The sequence below is a fragment of the Bacteriovorax sp. As-1 genome, from assembly GCF_058446905.1.
The window spans coordinates 1,374,270-1,394,206 of sequence record NZ_CP184341.1 but is presented as its reverse complement, the minus strand read 5'-3'; the positions used below and the strand labels follow the sequence as shown (position 1 = coordinate 1,394,206).

Sequence of the window (19,937 nt, the reverse complement as noted above, 5' to 3'; positions counted from 1 at the left end):
CATTTCGTTTTCGTTTAGACTTTATGCATGGATAGAGTCAAGGAATTATCGCTCACTACAATTGAAGACGGGAGGGGAGAACTCTCTGTTTTTGAGAGTATGAAAAGTGTTCCTTTTGATATCAAACGTGTCTATTACATTAAAGGCATGCAAAAAGGTATTTCCAGAGGATTTCACGCTCACCGTAAACTTTCTCAAATGCTTATTTGTATCCAAGGTTCATGTCGAATAGTAACTGACGATGGATTCACTAAAAAAGAAGTCATCCTTTCTTCAAATTCTAAGGGACTTCTTATTAAGAACATGGTTTGGAGAGAAATGCATGACTTTAGCCAGGATTGCATTCTCATGGTTCTTGCAAGTGAGTTGTATGATTCAGAAGACTATATCTGCGATTACGATTGTTTTTTTAATGAAGCTTCACCTGCTTCTTTGATGATGTCTCCATGATCGAATTTTTAAATCTTAAAAATGCAACCTCACCTTTAAGAGAAGAGCTCATCGAAGCTTGCACGCGCGTGATTGATTCAGGGAGATTTATCTCGGGGAGTGAACTAAAGTCTTTTGAAGAGGCCTTTGCGGCATTTTGCGGGACCAAGTACGCTGTTGGTGTGGGCAATGGTCTGGATGCATTGACTTTGGTTTTACGGGCATGGAAGGAGCAGGGAAAACTTCAGTCTGGAGATGAGGTTATTATTCCGGCCAATACTTATATTGCATCGATGTTGGCAATCACTGAAAATAATCTCGTTATTAAAATTGTCGAACCAAATCCAGAAAATTTTAATATTTCCCCTTTGGAAATAAAAAAGGCCATCACTAAAAAAACGAAAGCGATTATTCCAGTGCATCTCTATGGGCAACTTGCGCCTATGACAGAGATCATGGCGCTCGCCAAAGAGTATCAGCTCTTAGTACTTGAAGATGCAGCCCAGTCACATGGTTCAGCCTCTGCAGGAAAAATGGCCGGAGGATTTGGAGATGCGGCAGCTTTTAGTTTTTACCCTAGTAAAAATTTGGGAGCTTTAGGGGATGCTGGTGCCATTACTACTAATGATCAAAGTCTTTATGAGCTTCTTTTATCCCTTAGGAACTATGGCTCTAGAGAAAAGTATCAACATGATTACCAGGGAGTAAATAGTAGACTGGACGAGATCCAGGCGGCGATTCTTCAGGTAAAAATGAAATATTTCAAAGAAGACCTGGAGATGAGAAAAAAAGCGGCCATGCTTTATCTTAAACAAATCAAGAATCCTAAAATTCAACTTCCAACTTTTACAGATAATGAAAGTCATTCGTGGCATTTGTTTGTTATTCGTTCAAATGAACGAGATACTTTAAAAAAGTATTTAGAAGACAATGGGATTGAAACTCAAATTCACTATCCCAAAGCAGCCCATGAGCAAAAGGCTTATCATGCATATGATTTAGGAACTTTTCCTATAGCGGAGAAGCTGCAATCTGAAATTTTAAGTCTTCCACTAAGTTCTTATATCAGTGAAGAAGATATTCAAAAAATTTGTGAAGTTCTCAATCGATTTTAAATGAAGTTAATGTGCTGAGGTGGCTGGGCTGAGCTTTCTAAAAGAGGGCCATTGTTTTCTTTTAGATCATAAAGGTAAGTGTTTACTAAATGTTGAAGGCATAGTGTCCCGCACTGAGTTTGTGGGTTGAACTCGTCAGAGCCAATATACTCCATGACTTCGCGGAATTTTTCACCATGCCAGATTTCTTTAAAAGACTGCTCGCAGATGTTTCCAATGTGAAAGCGCTTTTTATCAGTCGCAAAGAGGTCTCCACATGGGGCCACAAGTCCTGTTCCTGAAATTTGTAGCATGAGAGTCGGGCCAAAGCACTTTGTGTATTCACGCTTTCCCTGACTCATGATTTTAGACATTTTTGCAGTGATCTGAGTGACAGAGTTTGAGCGTCTTTGGGCCGCTTCTAAAACATCCTTTAACTCAAAATACTTGCTGTAATCAATACCAAGTGTGCGGTCTTTGTCATCAGAGCAGTGTTTAATAACTAAATAATCCACTCCCATTTCGACAGCGAAGTCGGCAAGAGGAATGATGTCTTCGCCATTCTCTGGCATAAGCACCATCTGCAGACCGATTGTTGTCGAGAGATTATTTTCTCTTTTAATGCGCACAAGCTCTTCAATATTCTTTTTCACTCTAAAGAAAGCTTGCTGGCTTGTCCCGTGAATTTTAGCATAGCGCTCAGGGGTGGCCGCGGAGATATTGATGCGCAAATAAGTGAGCGCAGGAAGAATTTTTTCTAAATCCAGAGGCCCAAACTTTTCACCATGAGAAGCGGCGGCCATATCCAGACCAAGCCTTTTTCCTTCTAAAACAGCATCGCTAAAAACAGGTGAGAGTGTGCTTTCTCCATCACCGGTAAATGTGATGGCCTTTACACCTAATTCGGCGCAATCGGCAAGAAAACGAAAAACAACATCTTTAGTCATGCGATGACCTTCATTTCGTTGAAAGAAGGCGTAACAGTAGGTACAGCGGTAATTGCAGTCTTGAGTCAGTGCCATATCAATAGTGATTGGCGGAACTCTTTTACCAGCAATCCAATCCTTGATTCGGTCGGAATGCCAGCTCAGTTTATGTCCATCTAAAATAATATCGCTTTTAATAATAAAACCGCTGTCAGAGGAGACTTTTAATTAATAAAATCATATTTCTGGTATAAAGTTAATATAATTTCTTTTCTTGCCTCGGAGTTCGTTTGGGTTTTTTTGAGCGTTTTAAAAAAGCAGGAAGCACCCTTCAGTTTATAGCTTTTGCTTTGCTATTCACCATTCTTTTTCTGCGTGTTAACCACCAGAACATTTCCGTTGAAAAGAACATCTATGACTATTACTCGGAAAGTATTGTTAACGACTTAGACCTCAACGTGATCAATCAAGTGCCAGATAAAGAGCGCTGGCAAATCACCAGAAGTGGCAATTGGCCGGATGTGCACTCAAACGGCATTGTGAATATGTGGGCTCCATTTTTCACATACAAAAAACTTATGCAGCCTTTTGTTTCATCAGGAAATAAAAACCTGATTGTTTTAACCAGGTCATTGGCCACAGTCTTTTTTAGTGTTATGACCATTATGCTTACGGCCTTTCTCTTGGGAGAACTTTTCCCAGGGAAAAAACGTGGATGGGTTTTTGTAACCCTCTCTCTGACAACTTCTTATTGGTGGTTTACTTTTGTGCAGCCAGGTAATGCGGATGTAACTTCCAGTGTGTTGGCGACGTTGGAAGTGGGGATGTTTTTTTATCTTTTAAAGAATTGGTCAACTCGCTCGCTCTTTTTTTTCGGGCTTCTTTTGGGAGCTGGTTTAGCACTTAAAATTGATCATGTTTTTTATTTTATTCTCCCGGTTTATTTATTAATTCATTATTTTTTAAATACTAAATCGCTTAAAGCTACGATTAAAAATGGATTGATTTTTAGTGTCGGAGTTCTCATTAATCTCATTCCAATGCTGATTAATGATTCAGTTAAATTTGGTTTTGTGAATTATGGTTATGCAGATGTGGTGAATTTTGATTACTACGTCTTGTGGCCAAACTTGGTGTATCCATCAGGATTTTTTAACAACTGCCCAATTTATCTGGCCTGTTTTTTGGGGCTTATCTTTCTTTGTCTTGAAAAGAAAAAAGATTTTTCTCTTATTGTTTTAGGAAGTATTCCTTTTTTCGCCCTGGTTATTGAATCTTTTGCGCGCATTCATCATGAAAGTTATGGGGCCCGTCATTGGGTGCCTCACTTTGCTATCTTTGCTATTTTGCTAATGTGTCTATATGAAAAGGTAAAAGACGTGAAGTGGAAGAAGGTTTTGTTCTGGGCCTTTGTTGTATTGGCGGCCGGGCAAAATATTATAAAAGGTTTTAGTTATATTCTTAATTATGAACATTTCTTTTTTGGGCAAAGCCAATGGCAGGAGATGCTCAATTGGTTTAGATACCAAGGTTTTTCAGGCTTTTTGGGGAACGTTTTCTATTTTCCAGAAGTCGGACTAAAGTTTCGTTTTATGATTCCGCTTATTCTCATTTGCGCTTTTCTTGCCACTAAGCTTTATCGCTATTTTGCTATTGATAAGAAAGGCTTCTTGCCTTTGGTGAGTGTTCTTACAATTTATCTTTCATGCTCTTATTTGCTCATTACTGGGCTTAATTTAAAGTACAATCAGCAAAACTATATTGCCTATAAGGCGACAGGAAAGTTGGATCAGGCCATTATTGGCGCTGGACCTAACATTCAGTCTTTGTTTGAAAACCTAGGGACCTACGAGAAGCTTTTAAGTTTTTACCAGTATCGTGGAGATGAAAAGAGAGTCCGAGTTATTGAAAAAAGCCGTAAAGCCTACATTCAAAAGGCAGCCTCAGAAATCATTTATGACCCTGTCGGGTTTAAAGAAAGTCTCTTGCAAAGTGACGGCAGCTTTATTTCTGATGACATCAGGTATGATTAAATTTTAATAGAATTTATAGAGAAGTTTAGATACCGTTTAATACATGACATACGATCTTTCAGTCTGTATTCCGGCTTACAATAGCGCTAAAACCATTGGTTTGATGGTCGAAGCTATTTTTAAAGAACTCAGCGATTTGAGAGTTGAAATCGTCATCGTTAACGATTCAAGCCAGGATCAGACAGAAGCTGTTTGCCTGGACATTGCTAAAAACAATAAAGACGTTAAATTTTACTCTCTGAGAAAGAATTTCGGCGAAAATAATGCCGTGATGTGCGCTCTTAATCATGCGACAGCACCATATGCCGTGATTATTGATGATGATTTCCAGAATCCGCCTCATGAGATTATTAAACTCTATCAGACAATTCAAAAAGGCTACGATGTCGTCTTTTCTGACTTTATTAAAAAGAATCACGGATGGTTTAGAAATTCGGCCAGTTGGTTAAATAACCTGGTTCTAACTTACTTAATTAATAAACCTTATGATCTTTATTTTTCAACATTCATTATTATGAATAGAGAGACGATAAACGAAGTCATTAAGTACAAAGGAGCCTTTCCTTATATTCAAGGATTGGTTTTAAGATCGACTAATAATTATGGGCAAGTACTTGTTGAGCACAAAGTAAGACAAGAAGGGCGTAGTAATTACACCGTGAGAAAGCTCCTTAATTTGTGGCTAAATATCTTGATCAATTTTTCATCTAAGCCGTTAAGGCTTATGACTTTATTTGGCGGCTTTACTTTTTTAGTGTCTGCCTCAGTACTTATTGCTTTTACTGTTTTAGGAATTGGCGGTTGGCCAAGTTTTATTAGTGCACTTTTTCTTTTGTTTGCTATCCAGTCAATTTTTCTGGGAATTATTGGCGAGTATTTAGGCAAACTGTATATGGATCACAACGGAACACCTCAATACGTGCTTAAGTCACAAAGATAGATATGCTGAAAAAAGATCTCTTTCAATCTGAACAATCTCAAAAGACAGCTTTTTACTGCTTGTGGGGATTTGTTGTTTTTGTTTATCTTTTTTTTAATATCAAAATCCATATGCATGAGGCCTATGTTTACTCTGGTGCAATGGAGGGTTTTTTTGATGTGACTCACGGGCATTACGGTGTAAGCCCTTGGCTGGCTAATTACAACGAGTTCGGAAACTATCACCCAGATCATCCTTTGCTGCATTTACTGGGGAAGATGCTTAAAGATTTCCTCTCTCTTCTTTCTATTAAAATAACCGGGATTCAAACGGTATCACTCATCAATACAGTGACTGGCCTAGGAAGTGGTTTTTTATTTTTTAAAATCATGAACAAGGTTACCAAAGATAAGATGTTCGCCACTCTTATGACGGTCGTTTTAATGTTTTCTGATATCTATTGGTTTGGAGCAAAATCTGGTGAAGGGTATACGTCAGGGCAGTGCTTTAACTTACTTTCAATCTATCTAATTTTTAAGTATCTTGAAGAAAAGAAGATTTCTTATATCATTTATCAGGCATTGAGTCTTGGTGTGGCAATGGCCTTCCATTCTCTTTTTGTTTTTATGCTCATTCCGCAATTCTTTCTTTTTTTAAGGGCCGATAAGAAGAATATTTTAAAAGTTGGTGCCATCATCTTTGCCATTATCTTCGCATTTGGGATGTCGTTTTATATTTTACCGCTTTATTTCCACATTGGTGCCAAAAGCCTAGATGAGATGATTAAAGTCTTCCTATTTTATAGTGATGAAATGGGAGTCTGGACGCAACATGTTCACAGCCTTTTTAGTATTGTATGGGGACTTATTCTTTACCCTTTTGTGACTGGTGTTTACCACCTGATTTTTACAGTTCTTGAAGGATATCATTTTATCTGGCTGTTCTTTAGGTTGGTTTTGATTGTCATCGCTTATAAGGCCTTTCGAATGGTGATGAAAGATAAATCCAATGAAGCGCGTTTTATGTTGTGGTGGTTTGCCACTTATTTTATTTTTACCTGCTATATTCTTTTTCTTCCTTACGACATCACTTATTGGCTTTTCTTAATGCCAGGATTTATTTTTATTTTAAGTTTCTATTTTAAAAGCATGAAATGTCGCAATGCCTGGACGTTAGGGCTTGCGCTTGTGTTATTTACAGGGAATTTTATCAACGACATTTATCCAAAAATGGCGATAGATGAAGATAAATACTTCTTTGTTGATCAAATTTCCTCTGAGGTTAAAGATGACACTCAGATGGCCATTATCATCTTTGATACCTTTGCAGAAACTAGCTATCTCAATTATTACGGAATTATCTGGGCGATAAAACACCATCCATTTTTTGCCAACAAACAGATTGAAATCATCGTAGATAATGTAGAGATAGATAAAAAATTAAAGGACCTAACAAAGGATGGAAAAAAACTTTTCGTCTTGAGAAATTCGCCCGGGGAGCCTGAGCAGGTTGAACCGGTTAATGAAGCTATTAACCGCGTAGGCTATCACTTGGTTAAAAGCACAGAACTTCGTCATCGCTTTAACGAAAAACTGGATAAGTCATCTGAGTTTCAGCATATCGATGCTTGGTATGACCTGGGTCCTGTTGGGCATAGTTGGCTAATGCATTTAGAGCAATACGAAAAAAATCAATAGGCCATTTCGTTTAAAGTACTAGCAATATGCTTCATATGATTTTCGGAGTATTTTTCATTGAGAGGAATAAAAACGGTGTCGTGTTTAATAATGCGAGCGTTTTTTAGAGCTTTCGTGTGTGGATGAAAGACCTCTTCTTCGGAACATAGATTTAAACCATAACTGCCGTTATCAATCCCATTTTTAAAGAGCTTTTTTCTCATTTCTTCTCTGTTACCAAAACAGTTGATAGGAAAGTGATAATAAGAGTTTCTCTGATAATCAAAAAGGTTATGTGGGATAAATTTTCTAGCTTCTGGAGTTAAATTTTCAAAAAGAGTTTTTGCCAGGTGACGTCTTTTATCAGTGTTGGTCTTCATGTCTTCCAAAAGACCTAGCGCCATATCTGCCTGCCAGTTGCAAAGCCAGGTGTAGAAACTTTTAGGGAATTCTGTGCGTAGCTTAGGCTTTGAGCAGAAGAAGATATTATGGCGGTGATCTGGGTCGTGTTCAAAGTCGACAATGCCTTTTCCATTGAGAATCGACATCATTTTCAGATAGGTATGAGTAAAGAAAATATAAATAGGTCTAAGTGTTGCTGTTTCAACGACAATGCAGTTTTTTAAATAATAGCCCAGGACATTTCTTGTTGGAGCATTCATTTCCAATTCAATTTCTTTTTGGATGTTAGAAGCATATTCATCAGATTGCGTGAGGATAATTCCCCCAACAGCTGATGAAAGAATTTTTCCACTTGAAAGTGAGCCAATACTAATATCACCCCATGTCCCTAAGTATTTATCATTAAAATGAGCTTCGTAGTTTTGAGAGAAATCCTCAATGAAAATGAGACGGTGCTTTTGGGAGAAGTCTTTAATCTTTTGCATGTCCGGGACAATCCCAGAGAGATATGTCGTTAAAATCACGCGTGTTTTAGAAGTGATGTGATCTTTTGCTGAATCAAGATCCATACAATGATCATCCAGTGACATATCAATAAAAACGGGCTTTAGCTTTAAGAGCAAAATAGCATTAATAGTATCAGGAATTGTAATGGGAGAAAGAAGGATTTCATCTCCTTCTTTTAAGTTAAGAGATTTAAGAGTGAAGTAAAGTCCCATGCGAAAAGATGAAGTTGTAAGGCAATGGCGGGAACCAAAGTGCTGGCAAATAGCTTTTTCAAATTCAGCGGTCTTTGTTGAGCGGGCGAGTGCATCTTTTGCCTGAAGTTTTAGAAGAGAGTGATAAAGTCTTGGAGTTCTATAAAAGAACTGAAAGCGCGGCAAGCGGTTAGAAAAATACTTATAGAGCGAAGTATTGGTTAATGATGCTGGCAACATACTTTATTTCTCGTTCGTTTAAATAATGAAAGTTTGGAAGAAAATAAGAGTGCTCTCCCATTTTCTGTGCAACGGGTGCGCTTTGATTTAAGTCTTTAAAAATATCCATATGAGGAAGGCAGGGAAGAGTCGTTTTTCCAGGATCAATCCCACGATTAAAGAGATAGTGTTCAAAATGCTTTTGGTTATCTATGTAGATTGGGATTCGCCAAAAAGAGTGATGCGCTTTTTCTTCTAAATGAGGAATTCTCGCTTTTGCCTTGTCTGAGAGATGATCAATGAGAAGAAGAGTGTTTTGTCTTCTCATCCTTTCAAATTCATCCATGACCTTAAGCCCCTGAAGTCCTACTTCAGCCTGGACGTCATTAAAAAGATAGAGCATTTCATGAGGGATTTTAGTTCTTCTTTGATCTCCAGACCCAGCAAAGAGTCCTTTAAAAAGAGTCAGAGGTCCAAGTTTAAGGCCTCTTCCATCAATGAGATCCTCAATTAGTTTCGCATCGATGGCAAAAAGAATCTTAAAAACATAATAAGTAAAAAAGGAAAAGATATATGGATTTAGGGCCAAAGACGCAACCAGGTCTTCTTTTAAAAACTTCCAGAAGTATCTTTTGCTCAATGGATGAAAATCTCTAAGAGTTTCTTTTCTTATAGCCTTTAATTGTGTGGCAGATTTTACACAAAGAAGAGACCCCATGTGTGTATGCAGATCTTTTAATGAGCAAGTTGAGTAAAATGTGGCGGTAGCGTATTCAGTGATTGCTTTGCCATTAAACGAAGTGCCATAAGATTGAGTGCAGTCTTGAATAAAAATCAGGTTATTTTTTTGAGTGAAGGCCAGTATTTCATCCATGTCAGGGATAATGCCATAGAGATGTGTGAGGTATAAAACTTTGCTTTTTGAAGTTAAAAGCTTCTCTGCTTTTGTTATATCGGCAGTATGAGTATTGTCTTTAAAATCTATAAAAACAGGTTTTAATCCTAAAAGTAAAACCATATTGACCATATCTGGAAGAGTCGTTGGTGACATTAGGATTTCACTTCCAGTATCTAAGCGATAGTGTTTTAGCAGGTAAAAAAGGCTTATGCGGGCATGAGGCATGGCCAGTGCATAAGGGGAATTGAGCTTTAAAGAAGCTGCATTTTCAAATTGCTCAACTTTCTTTTGATTAGAAAATTTTCGAAATGGGTAAGTCACTAGCGTCTTTAGGATTCTGCCAAGAGAAAGATAATAAACGCCTCGAGGAATCTTTTTTATCACACTTCGGCTCGCTTATCTTCAAAAGTCGATTCCAGGCAAGTGTGACAATAATCCACTTTTTTTCCTTTCTCTTGAAAGGCTTCTAGAAGTTCGCGGTAGCGAGGAAGTGTGAAAATATTTCTGATGTCGTAATTGATATCTTTGATGTTGGTGACTTTATACTTTAAGCAGAAGATCACATCACCATTGGGCTGAATATAAAGCTCATGAAAAGGCTTGTTGCAGGCAGTGACATCAAATTGCCCGGGATTTTCGATATAGTCTTTTAGTTTTTGTTTATTTTTAAAAACATTAGTGAAGCCAATATTCATACGAGAGCTTTTCTTATAGTCAAAGATATGATCAATGAGAGCATGAATCTTTGGAACTTTAATTTTTTCGTACATGTGAATTGACGCTTGGACCTTAAAGGCATCGTTCACGTTTTCAAAAAGCTCAAAAGGTTCATTTGATAAGAGATTAAAGTAAAGATGAGAAGCTTGAAGCTCTTTTTCAGAATAGTCCATTAGTTCAGGGATATCCTGGTAATTTTCGTTAGTAATAACGACTTTAATTCCGACAATAGGATAGTTGCTTCCTCTCTTCTTCTTTAATTCTTCTAATTTTTTAATTGTCTCTGTTGTTTTTTCAAAATAATTAACATGACCGCCAAGGATGCGGTTGTGAGTGCGCTCCATTCCGTGAAGAGAAAACATTAAATAGTGAAGTTTAGAATCAATAAGTTTATTGAGTTGGTCTTCGTTTAATGTTGTTCCATTACTGACAATGGAAGCCTTGCGATTCTTTTTCCCGATAAACTTTAAAAGCTCAAAGAGGTGAGGATAAAGGAAGGCCTCTCCTCCTGTAAAAGAGATCGCGGTGTAAAAAGGAGAATTCTCTACAAGTTTTTTCCAGCTTTCCAGGTCAATTTCAGATTTTCTTTCTGCCTGCGTGTTTTTGCCAGCGTTGTAACAAAAATGGCAATCGACATTGCAGATGTTCGTTATTTTGAAAGTGATTTTGCTTGGGTAAAGGTGATGAATATTAAATAGCTTTTGGGCCAAAAAACCATAGAGATCGGAGTATGCCAAAAAAATTCTACGAGTGAATTTATTAATTAATCTCTGTGGATTCATGGAAGAAATTATACTCTTAAATAATTCACAGTAGCAATAACCAGGGGGGCAAAAAACCTTGACTCTTACAGGGAGCGTGAGAAGATGATTTCAGAGGCAAAAACGATGATCCCTAGGTTTAAACCCAATCTTGGTTGGGCCGAATTCAAGAAAATTTTCTCTCTTACAGCAAAGTCAGAAGTTAATGATTTTGAGGAAGAGTTTTCTGCTTTTATGGGACAAAAATATGGACGTTCTTTTTCTTATGGAAGAATGGCGCTCTATGCTTTTTTAAAAGCTCACCAGATTGAAAAGAAGGAAGTCATTCTTCCTGCCTATACTTGCATCGTTATGGCGCACGCCATAGAGGAAAGTGGAAACCGCTCGGTTTTTGTAGATGTACGAAAAGAAGACCTTTCTATGGACTTCGAACTTCTCAAAAAAGCGATTACTTCAGAGACTGCTGCTATCGTTTTTACTTCTCTTTATGGCCTGCCGGTCAATTTAGGTGAAGTTCAATTTATTAAAGAACATTATCCACATATTAAAATTATCCAGGATTGCACTCACTTATTAGATGGAAAATCTCAAGGAAAAACCATCGCGCACTTTGGTGATATGGCGCTTTTTGGGCTTGGGCTGAGTAAGCCGGTAACTTCCATTTTTGGGGGGATGCTGACGACCAATGATGCTGAATTGATTAAAAAAATTGATTCAGTGAAAATGCATCTCTTTTCTGATTCTATTATTCGCGGCTTCTTTAAGAGAGTTTATCTTTTCCTCGCTTTTCTTGCTTTCTGGAGGCCTTTTTACATTGTGACAAACTTCCTTGAGCGCCACGGCTTTATAGATTATTTTGTTAAGCTCTTTGATGTGAACAAAATTGAGATTCCAAAAGATAGCTTTCAGAACCTAAGTTCCTTTGAGGCCTCTATTGGGCGACTTCAATTAGAGAAATTTTCAGATACAGCTGAAGCTATTGACCGTATCACTCGCATTTATCAGCAAGAGCTAAAGATTCTTAAAATAGAAGCCCCTGAAAACGTAGTTGTGTCGCACTTTAATATCCTGGTGAAAGATCGCAAACCTTATATGGACTCAATGCTTTCAAATGGTATTCAAGTGGGTGATATGTACGATTACTCTCTTCCTGCACTTAGGCCTTATCAAGGTCATAAATATCTTTCAGAGCGTAATTATGCAGAAACGGTAGCACGAGAAATCGTGAATCTTCCTCTTTGTGTTTCAGAAAGCGAGGCCCGTCGTATTGTAGAACTCACTAATAAGTTGCTACAATCCTAGGTAATGAAAACTCTATCCATCATTGTCCCTGCCAAAAATGAAGAAGTGGAAATCGCAAACACGATTCATGGTGCTTTTAAATCACTTGCAAAATTTGGTTTATCCGGAGAAGTGATCGCAGTTAATGATGGAAGCACGGATCAGACAGAGACTATTTTAGTTAATCTTCAAAAAAAGTATCCAAGTCTTCGAGTTATTACTCATTCTGAATCTCAAGGATTGGGAGCTGCTTTTTTAAGTGGTATCCAATCAGCAAAAATGGATTATGCTTTTTTACTTCCGGGAGACAATGAAAATGACCCGGAAAGTGTCATGGTTCATATTCAGGATTTAAGCCAGGAAGATGTCCTCGTAACATACGTAGAAAACCCAGAAGAAAGAAGTGCCTTCAGGCAAAAGCTTTCACGCAGCTACACACATATTATCAATTTAGCTTTCGGGCATAAACTTAAGTATTTCAATGGGACTTCTTTATACAAAGTTTCAGTAATTAAAAAGATTAATCTGGAAAGCCGCGGTTTCTTTTTTACGGCAGAAATCTTACTTAAACTCTTGCGTGGAGATGCTAAATATAAAGAAGTGCCAATCAGATTGACGAGTGTTAAACAAACGAAGTCTCAAGCGTTATCTTGGAAATCTCTTAAGGAAGTTATTAAAGGATTCTCTCGAATGCTTTATTGGCAATATGTCGTTTCAAGGAGAGAAGTTCTTTGAAACTTTCACTCTATCTTTATGTATTGCTGCGATTTTTAAAAAATCCACCTGAGTTGAAGGTTCTTCTTAACTTTTTAAAGTTTCAGTTAAATAAGTGGACGAAGAATACAACTCTCAATTTTCATCCTGTTTCTATTATTATTTCGGCAACAAAAAGATGTAATTTCGCCTGTGAGTTCTGTTTTGTTGAAACTTACATGGCCGAAAGCCCTGGGAAAGAAGGGGATTTGTCCCCAGAGGAATTCCAAAAGATTTTGGCAACTGACGCAGCAAAGGCCTCTCTTCGAATTGGTTTTCTTGGTGGAGAGCCATTTTTAAATAAAAATATTTTTGATTATATCGAAGTTCTTCATAAGAAAAGAAAGGTCACTTCTGTAGTTACAAACTCAGCTCTTTTAAAGGGTGAGATGTTGGATAAATTGAAAGTGTCTTCACTGGATGTTTTAGGTCTGAGTCTCTATGACAATAACCGAGAAGATATTAGAAGAGTCGCCACTGCGATAAGAGGAAAAAAACGCTTTTGGATGCAGTCGGTGATTGATAGTACGACGATTCATCATATGGAAGATAAAATCAGGTTTGCTCTTGATATTGGATGTAGAGAGCTGATTTTTGACAATTACTACCCTAAAACTAAAGACAGGATGAAAAAAGTTCTGTTTGAAGACAATGCCGAATATAAAAATGAAGAAAAACGCCTGAAGGAAAAATATAAAGGGCAAATTTATATTACCTGGGTTCCTTTAATTCCTTTAGAGGAAAGAAAAATCAAACATTGTGTTTTGCCGATGAGTTACGTGCAGCTTGATAATACCGGTAATATCGGACCTTGTTGCGTGCGTGCTCCTGCAAAAGACTTTGGAAACATCTTCTCACCTGAGGGATGGAATTCTTCGTCGATTGTTTCTCTTCGTGAGTCTTTAGTTAATCCTGATAAAAAGGCCCACGATATTTGCCGTTTTTGCCAATGTCTTAATGAAGACCTTTACCAGCTTTAAGGAAAAAATCCCTTGATTCTTTAGTGATAGATTCAGGACCAAGTGACATGATCTTAAGTAGGTCATCTTGCTCACCGTAGGTTTCAGAGTATTGTTGAGGAAGGTTGAAATTTTTAATTTTAATTGGCAGGTCCTCAGAAAGAATCAATTGGCTGACGATGCTGTAAAGACCACCAGTAGTAATGTGTTCTTCCATGGTCGCAACTTTTTCAATCCCCTCAAGGTGCTTTTGTAGTGATTTGATATTGAGAGGGCGAAGGCTGTGCAGGTCAATAACTTTAACGTTCAAACCTTCTGCCTTTAAATTTTCTGCGACTTTCATTGCCGTATGAGACATGTAACCGTTAGAAACAATGGCAAGACGTTCACCATTTTTTAACAAGCAAGGTTCACCAAAAACAATATCGTGTTTTGAAGTGAGGTCTGGATAGTTATCGCGAGCAACGCGAATATACATTGGACCTTGGTATTCAAGCGACTGCTTTAAAAGATGAAGCATTTGATTTTTATCGGCAGGAACAATGACGGCCATATTAGGAAGCGCCATCATAAGAGCAATGTCTTCAATGATTGTATGTGTTGGACCCATTGGACCGTAAATAAGTCCTCCTCCATTGGCAAAAAGACGAACATTTGTTTTTTCTAAACATAGGTTGATAGAGATCTGGTCAAGACAGCGGCGAGTGAGGAAAGAGGCAATCGTATTGACGTAAACGATCTTCCCATTAAGTGCCATTCCGGCCGCCATTCCAATAATGTACTGCTCAGAAATCCCTTCCATAAAAAACTGTTCAGGAAGAGTTGTCTTAAATTCGTCGAGAACTTTAAAGCCTAAGTCAGAGCCGACAAAGACAATGCGCTTATCAGCTTTGGCCATCTCAAAAATTTTATTTAGGCCTGAACTACGCATGAGAATCAATCTCCTGAAGTAGTTGGTTTCTAAAGTCTTCACTCATTGACCTGAAGTGATGGTGAGCAAGGTTTCCTTCCAGTACTTTAGCTCCCAACCCTTTGATGGAATGAGAGACGATGCATTTGGGGCCTTGTGTTTTCTGTAAGCGAGTAAAACTTTCTATAAATGAGTATGGAGAATGAATCGTATCGATTTCTTCGCATTGAAAGCCAAAACTTTGCCATTTCGCTTTTAGGTCATCTAGTGGGCAAATCACTTGAGTGTGATCATAGGATTGGTATTTATTGTAATCGACAATAATCCAAAAATTATTCAATTGATGTTTGTTGGCCGCAAGTGCAGCTTCCCAAACACTTCCTTCGTTACATTCGCCATCGCCGACAATAACAAAAATGTTGGAGTTTTTATTTGTCAGGGCTATACCGATTCCGAGTGATGGCCCATGGCCCAATGAACCTGTAGAGACTTCAATTCCAGGAACTTTTCTTGAAGGGTGGCCGCCGAGAATTCCTTCTTTGGTGCAAAAGCGCATTAGCTCTTCTTTTGGGAAGAAGTTTAAGTCTGCTAAAATGGCATATTGCCCTAAGCACCCATGACCTTTACTTAAAATAATGCGGTCGCGATCAGGTGTCATTTCAGGAGTGATTTTCGCCAGTTGGTAGTAAAGCATGACCAAAATATCGATCATAGAAAAAGCAGAGGGGATATGACCTTTTTGAGCAGCAAAGGCCGCATGGACAATATCTTTTCTGATTTGCTTACTCTTCTCTTTGAAGAAGGACGTGTCTTTCATACCTAACACGATATAGTTTTCATTCTGGATGTTCAAGCTTATACTCTAGGGCGTAACACTTGGGAGTTAAGATTCATGACTGATCACTATTTCATGGATGGGCATAAGATGCTTTGGCATTTCGACAAAGTATTGAAGGTTAAAAATGGCGAGAGGATCGCGCCAATTTACCTGGAAGTCTCCCCAGTATCTTATTGCAATCACAAATGTAATTTCTGCGGTAAGGATTTCGTTCAATCACCGGATCATCTTCTTAAAACATCTGTCTTTTCTGAATTCATTACTTTCGCAGGTAAAAGTGGGCTTAAGAGTCTAATGTTTGCTGGCGAAGGTGAACCTCTTTTACATCCAGAGTTTAAAGAATTGGTGGCCGTCACTAAAGCATCAGGTGTTGATGTTTCAATCACAACTAATGGATCAAGAGCGACGACTGAATTGTGGCATGAGGTTCTTCCTCTTTTAACTTGGATTCGTTTTAGCGTAAACGGGGGAAGTCCTGAGGTTTATTCAGAAGTTCATCATACGACTTTGAAGGAATTTGATAAAGTCTGTAAAAATATCCAGGAAGCAGTCAAAATTAAAAAAGAAAGAAATCTTAAAACGACTCTTGGTGTGCAATTTGTTGTCTTGGAAGAAAACAGGCATCAAATGCGTGAGATAGTGAAAATTTTTACCGATATTGGTGTCGATTATATAACATTCAAACCTTTTTCCAGAAATCCACAAATGATTCTGGATAAAAATGAAACTTACGATCAAGCAATCATGTATGAGCTAGATGCCATTCATGAAGAAAATAAAACGAACTCCACTCAAGTCATTTGTCGTTCAGAGGCCTTTGATAAATACCGCTCACAGAAAATTACTTACCCAAGATGCCATGCGCTTCCCTACTGGGGTTACATGACAGCAAGTGGAGATTTTTACACTTGCCCAATTCATATCGGTAACGAAAAATTCAGAGCAGGAAATATCAATCTTCAAAGTCCGGAACGAGTGCTTTTTGGAGAAGAAAGAGAGGCTTCAGTTCAGTATGCACGCAATGAATTGGATGTGAGAAGCACCTGCCGCGTGAATTGTCGCATGGCCCGAGTGAACGAATTTCTTGAAGAGCTTAACCGCGAACCAGAGCATGTGAACTTTATTTAAATGAAAAACTGGAAAACGAAATTTACCATTTTTTTCATGTCACTTATTATTTCGGTGACAGCGGTGGAGCTAGGACTTCGCTACCTGATAAAAAAAACCAACCTCCCACGAATTTATCATGACGTTGCAGAATACAATCTTTCTGACCAAGAATCGGCCGGCAAGAGCGATTATTATCGCGATCGCTCAATGGAGATTTATGGAGGGCAGGCGCCTTTAGAAGTTCTTTGTATTGGGGATTCATTTACTAATGGTGGTAATACTTTTTGGGATAACTCTTATCCTTATAAACTTTATTTAAAATTTAGTAAAAAAGTCACGGTTCGAAATCTGGGAGTTTGTGCCAGTACAACTGAACAGATTGCTTCAAGACTCGAAGATTTTTATAAAAGCAATCAGTATTCTCCAAATAAGAAGTACATTATTGCTGTCATGGCTGGAAGTGCAGATGTTTTTGCAGGAAATAATCTTGTTCAAAAAATTTCAGCTCTTAATATCTCAAAGGATCAAAAATGGGTAGAGATGAATCAGAAGCCGAATTCATTTTTATCAGAATTCTACTTTTATAAAGTTCTGGTGCTTCTTGGTGAAGACCTGAGAAATAGAATTGATAAAGTCGACTCAGTGACAGATCAGGTCGCCTTTTCGAGCAAAGAGCTCTCAAGCTGTCATGATGCTAAAACATCAAAAGAAAGAGTGGATTGTTTGTTTAAAACACTCAATCTGGAAAGTTATCAAAAGCTTTCTCAAGGGTCTAAAGAGTATTTAATCATTCGTTTCCTATTGGAGCAAAAGGCCTTTAATTCGAGTGAAGTGACTGAAGTGATTCAAGATTTTATGGGGCTTATTGAATATCAGCCGCAACTTTTAGAACGCGACTATTTAGTGATGAACTTACTGGGACTGGTTAAGCTTCAGGATATTGTAAGTTTTGAGGAGCTAAAAAACGCTATCGAGAAGAATTCACAAAAGATTGCTCCAGAGGCCCAAAAAGTGAATCAAGAGCTGATTGCCAATGCTAGTTATTGGTATCAGAATCTGGAAAAACTTAATGGCGAAAGAGACGTTTATTGGAAAAAGATCTTTACGCTGGCCCGCGAGCACAATTCAAGCATTGTGGTGATGAACTACCCTTTGCCTTACCAATCAACTAATGGCTATCTCCAAAGTGTGGCCCAAAAAGAGCAATCCGAGTTTATTGACGTTGAAAAAATCTTTACCTTACATCAAAAAGGGACAGATGTGCTTTTGGATGATTGGGAACATTGCAGTCCTGAAGGTTATGATTTGATTGCTCAGACTCTTTATGACAAAATTGAGCTAATGAGCAAAGAGAGGAATGTGAAATGAGCCAAACACCAAATCAACCTGAAAAGCTATCGTTAGTTGCTAAGTTTAAGCAGAACTTCAGAATGTTGAGGGAGATTTTTGTTTTACTTAAGACACACAAAAAATGGTGGCTGATGCCGATCTTTTTCGTCTTTGCCGTTTTGAGCATGTTCATTGTTCTTGTTGGGGGAGGATCAATTCTTCCGGCAATCTACGCTATTTTCTAAAGCCTGATTTCGACTGATGTGTGACCAAACTGCTGGAAGCGGTTGTTTTTGACTTTGACATCGCATGGGTTACAGCTTCCAAAATAATCACATGGCCTAAAGATATCTTCGATTTGATAGTTGGGATCTAAGATATCTCCAACGGGATTTTTATTATTGTAGAGATCATGGTGGCAACGAAAAACCTTTCCAAAAGGGTCGATCAGAAGCTCACTGGTTTTGCACAGGCATGAGCGCTTTTCTTGGCTAAAAACAGCACCGTGGTATTTGTATTCACCATAAAGCTGATTGTTATGAATTCCTAGAAAATCTTTAAATCTAAAATCAATTCCGTGAGAAGAGAAAAGCTCTTTTGCTTCTTCCACTTCTTTAATCTGTGATGGATGCCTGACTCCATACACACCAACATTAAAGCCATATGCTTTAAGTTCAATAACTTTATTAAGAGTGTCTCTTAAGTCCATTGTCTCCGGGTGATAACTCACACGAATAGGAGCATAAGGAGCTTCTCTGTTGATTCTATTTTTATCAATTTGCTGAGCGAATTTTTCTGGAGAAAATTGGATATTAGTTAAAAGATCAATATCGTATTCAGCAGGTAATGAGTTAACGATATCATAAAAATGTTTATGAATTGTTGGCTCTCCACCTTGTAGGGTAAGAGGCACTTTATAGGTCATTTTTAAACGAGACAGTCCTTGAGACCATTCTTCTGCATTTAGAAGCTTTCTTCCTTTTTGTAATCCAACCAAATGGTTGATGCAATAAGAACAAGAGATGTTACAACTTAGAGTGAGAAAAACTCCAACGTAATTATAATGATCAGGAACATGAATATCAGAAAGTTTATTCATGCCTGTGTGCCTTAAGGTTAATAAGTTCAGCAAGAGTTGAAACTTCTAAGTCTTGAGTGGAAAGTGAAACACCTAATCCCGCTAGGTCAATTTCATGGCTCGATGTAGGACCAAAGAGAGCAGTAAATGGCTTTTTCATCGCCAGGGCAAGATGAAGCCCAAGGCTATCGTGAGTGACGATATAGTCACAGCTGCTGATCCACTTTATGTACTCTGAAAGATTGTGAAACCCTTCTTGCCATGAAATATCAAAATCAGATTGAAGAAGTTTTTCTAGTGCTTCCCAATTTTCTAAAGGCCAGCTTTTTCCCGGCCACTTTTGGCCAACTTTCCAGTTTAGACCAATTTTTAAACGTGAAGAGGAAGAAGTGGGAATATCCCAGTCAAAACTATAAGTTTCACGTGTCCACTTTTTCCCAATAAGAGTGAAGAGCTTTTCGCTCCAGTTGAGTTTTTGTGAAGTCCATTCAGGGAGAGTTTTGTCGCTAAAACCAAGTAGGGCGGCCGTTTTAATCGTAGTGATTTTCTCTAAGATATCGTCCGTTCTCTCTAGGTTTAAAACCAGGTCAAAGCGTTCGTTGTCGATTTCTGAAAAGTCAGTTGTGAGTTTTTTGATTTTTTGATTTTTACTCAATAGAAGTGAAGCTTCTTTGGAAGTAAGCCAAGTGACTTGCTCATTTTTAAAGACTTCTAAGAGGACAGTCGTCCTTAGAACATCGCCCAAGCTTACGATGTGCGTATGCACCGGGTGAGCGTCAAAAGTTTCCGTATGTCCTGTTTTGATGATCAGAATCTTCATTTAGGCTCTAGAGTAACTGTTTTCTATCGAGATGACGACCTTCTTTGCTGTTTGCCTTGCGACATGGGGCTTGCGAAAGTCCTAGGG

Annotated in this window: 19 protein-coding genes; 11 read left to right on the top strand and 8 right to left on the bottom strand. The window is 38.1% G+C overall.

Annotation, left to right across the window (positions count from 1 at the left end):
• Positions 1 to 27: 27 nt before the first annotated feature.
• Positions 28 to 450 carry a sugar 3,4-ketoisomerase gene (locus ACN20O_RS07055; protein WP_491638541.1) on the top strand — a complete coding sequence of 141 codons (423 nt, stop codon included), beginning with the start codon at positions 28 to 30 and terminating at the stop codon, positions 448 to 450.
• Entirely contained in the window at positions 447 to 1,544 is a 1,098-nt protein-coding gene (locus ACN20O_RS07050) for a DegT/DnrJ/EryC1/StrS family aminotransferase (RefSeq protein ID WP_491638539.1), read from the top strand. The genes ACN20O_RS07055 and ACN20O_RS07050 overlap by 4 nt, the downstream gene beginning before the upstream one ends.
• Here ACN20O_RS07050 and ACN20O_RS07045 read toward each other — a convergent pair.
• A complete protein-coding gene (locus ACN20O_RS07045; RefSeq protein ID WP_491638538.1) occupies positions 1,541 to 2,545 on the bottom strand; it encodes a radical SAM/SPASM domain-containing protein in 1,005 nt (334 codons plus the stop codon). The two genes, ACN20O_RS07050 and ACN20O_RS07045, sit on opposite strands and share 4 nt — an antisense overlap.
• 194 nt (positions 2,546 to 2,739) lie before the next feature.
• On the opposite strand from ACN20O_RS07045, the gene ACN20O_RS07040 reads away from it, so the two are divergent.
• The 3 genes from ACN20O_RS07040 to ACN20O_RS07030 are packed head-to-tail and all read left to right on the top strand — an operon-like array spanning position 2,740 to position 7,098.
• Entirely contained in the window at positions 2,740 to 4,482 is a 1,743-nt protein-coding gene (locus tag ACN20O_RS07040) for a hypothetical protein (RefSeq protein ID WP_491638536.1), read from the top strand.
• 43 nt (positions 4,483 to 4,525) lie between these two features.
• Entirely contained in the window at positions 4,526 to 5,422 is an 897-nt protein-coding gene (locus tag ACN20O_RS07035; protein ID WP_491638534.1) for a glycosyltransferase family 2 protein, read from the top strand.
• 2 nt (positions 5,423 to 5,424) lie between these two features.
• Positions 5,425 to 7,098 (top strand): hypothetical protein, encoded by a 1,674-nt coding sequence (locus ACN20O_RS07030; RefSeq protein WP_491638532.1) that lies wholly within the window; start codon positions 5,425 to 5,427, stop codon positions 7,096 to 7,098.
• Here ACN20O_RS07030 and ACN20O_RS07025 read toward each other — a convergent pair.
• From ACN20O_RS07025 to ACN20O_RS07015, 3 genes are read right to left on the bottom strand one after another with little or no spacing between them, the layout of a single operon-like run.
• Positions 7,092 to 8,417, bottom strand: coding sequence for a DegT/DnrJ/EryC1/StrS family aminotransferase (locus ACN20O_RS07025; protein ID WP_491638530.1), 1,326 nt, complete (start codon positions 8,415 to 8,417; stop codon positions 7,092 to 7,094). The two genes, ACN20O_RS07030 and ACN20O_RS07025, sit on opposite strands and share 7 nt — an antisense overlap.
• Entirely contained in the window at positions 8,380 to 9,678 is a 1,299-nt protein-coding gene (locus ACN20O_RS07020; RefSeq protein ID WP_491638528.1) for a DegT/DnrJ/EryC1/StrS family aminotransferase, read from the bottom strand. Before ACN20O_RS07020 ends, ACN20O_RS07025 begins: the two co-directional genes overlap by 38 nt.
• Positions 9,675 to 10,721, bottom strand: a complete 1,047-nt coding sequence (locus ACN20O_RS07015) for a radical SAM protein (protein ID WP_491638526.1) — start codon at positions 10,719 to 10,721, stop codon at positions 9,675 to 9,677. Before ACN20O_RS07015 ends, ACN20O_RS07020 begins: the two co-directional genes overlap by 4 nt.
• 156 nt (positions 10,722 to 10,877) lie before the next feature.
• Here ACN20O_RS07015 and ACN20O_RS07010 point away from each other — a divergent pair, with 156 nt between their 5' ends.
• The 3 genes from ACN20O_RS07010 to ACN20O_RS07000 are packed head-to-tail and all read left to right on the top strand — an operon-like array spanning position 10,878 to position 13,786.
• Complete coding sequence (locus tag ACN20O_RS07010; protein ID WP_491638524.1) at positions 10,878 to 12,074, top strand: DegT/DnrJ/EryC1/StrS family aminotransferase; 1,197 nt, start codon at positions 10,878 to 10,880, stop codon at positions 12,072 to 12,074.
• Between the two features lie 3 nt (positions 12,075 to 12,077).
• Entirely contained in the window at positions 12,078 to 12,788 is a 711-nt protein-coding gene (locus tag ACN20O_RS07005) for a glycosyltransferase family 2 protein (protein ID WP_491638522.1), read from the top strand.
• Positions 12,785 to 13,786 carry a radical SAM protein gene (locus ACN20O_RS07000; RefSeq protein ID WP_491638520.1) on the top strand — a complete coding sequence of 334 codons (1,002 nt, stop codon included), beginning with the start codon at positions 12,785 to 12,787 and terminating at the stop codon, positions 13,784 to 13,786. The genes ACN20O_RS07005 and ACN20O_RS07000 overlap by 4 nt, the downstream gene beginning before the upstream one ends.
• On the opposite strand, the gene ACN20O_RS06995 is transcribed toward ACN20O_RS07000, so the two are convergent.
• Positions 13,761 to 14,696 (bottom strand): transketolase family protein, encoded by a 936-nt coding sequence (locus ACN20O_RS06995; RefSeq protein WP_491638518.1) that lies wholly within the window; start codon positions 14,694 to 14,696, stop codon positions 13,761 to 13,763. The genes ACN20O_RS07000 and ACN20O_RS06995 overlap by 26 nt on opposite strands.
• A complete protein-coding gene (locus tag ACN20O_RS06990; protein WP_491638516.1) occupies positions 14,689 to 15,492 on the bottom strand; it encodes a transketolase in 804 nt (267 codons plus the stop codon). The genes ACN20O_RS06995 and ACN20O_RS06990 overlap by 8 nt, the downstream gene beginning before the upstream one ends.
• A gap of 75 nt (positions 15,493 to 15,567) precedes the next feature.
• Here ACN20O_RS06990 and ACN20O_RS06985 point away from each other — a divergent pair, with 75 nt between their 5' ends.
• From ACN20O_RS06985 to ACN20O_RS06975, 3 genes are read left to right on the top strand one after another with little or no spacing between them, the layout of a single operon-like run.
• Positions 15,568 to 16,641, top strand: coding sequence for a radical SAM protein (locus tag ACN20O_RS06985; protein ID WP_491638514.1), 1,074 nt, complete (start codon positions 15,568 to 15,570; stop codon positions 16,639 to 16,641).
• A gap of 36 nt (positions 16,642 to 16,677) precedes the next feature.
• Positions 16,678 to 17,991 carry an SGNH/GDSL hydrolase family protein gene (locus ACN20O_RS06980; protein ID WP_491638512.1) on the top strand — a complete coding sequence of 438 codons (1,314 nt, stop codon included), beginning with the start codon at positions 16,678 to 16,680 and terminating at the stop codon, positions 17,989 to 17,991.
• On the top strand, positions 17,988 to 18,197 hold the full coding sequence (locus tag ACN20O_RS06975) for a DUF5989 family protein (RefSeq protein WP_491638510.1): 210 nt from the start codon (positions 17,988 to 17,990) through the stop codon (positions 18,195 to 18,197). The genes ACN20O_RS06980 and ACN20O_RS06975 overlap by 4 nt, the downstream gene beginning before the upstream one ends.
• Here ACN20O_RS06975 and ACN20O_RS06970 read toward each other — a convergent pair.
• Together ACN20O_RS06970 and ACN20O_RS06965 are read right to left on the bottom strand one after the other, a co-directional pair.
• Entirely contained in the window at positions 18,194 to 19,051 is an 858-nt protein-coding gene (locus ACN20O_RS06970) for a radical SAM protein (protein ID WP_491638508.1), read from the bottom strand. The two genes, ACN20O_RS06975 and ACN20O_RS06970, sit on opposite strands and share 4 nt — an antisense overlap.
• Complete coding sequence (locus ACN20O_RS06965; RefSeq protein ID WP_491638506.1) at positions 19,044 to 19,850, bottom strand: glycosyltransferase family 9 protein; 807 nt, start codon at positions 19,848 to 19,850, stop codon at positions 19,044 to 19,046. The genes ACN20O_RS06970 and ACN20O_RS06965 overlap by 8 nt, the downstream gene beginning before the upstream one ends.
• Positions 19,851 to 19,937 lie beyond the last annotated feature (87 nt).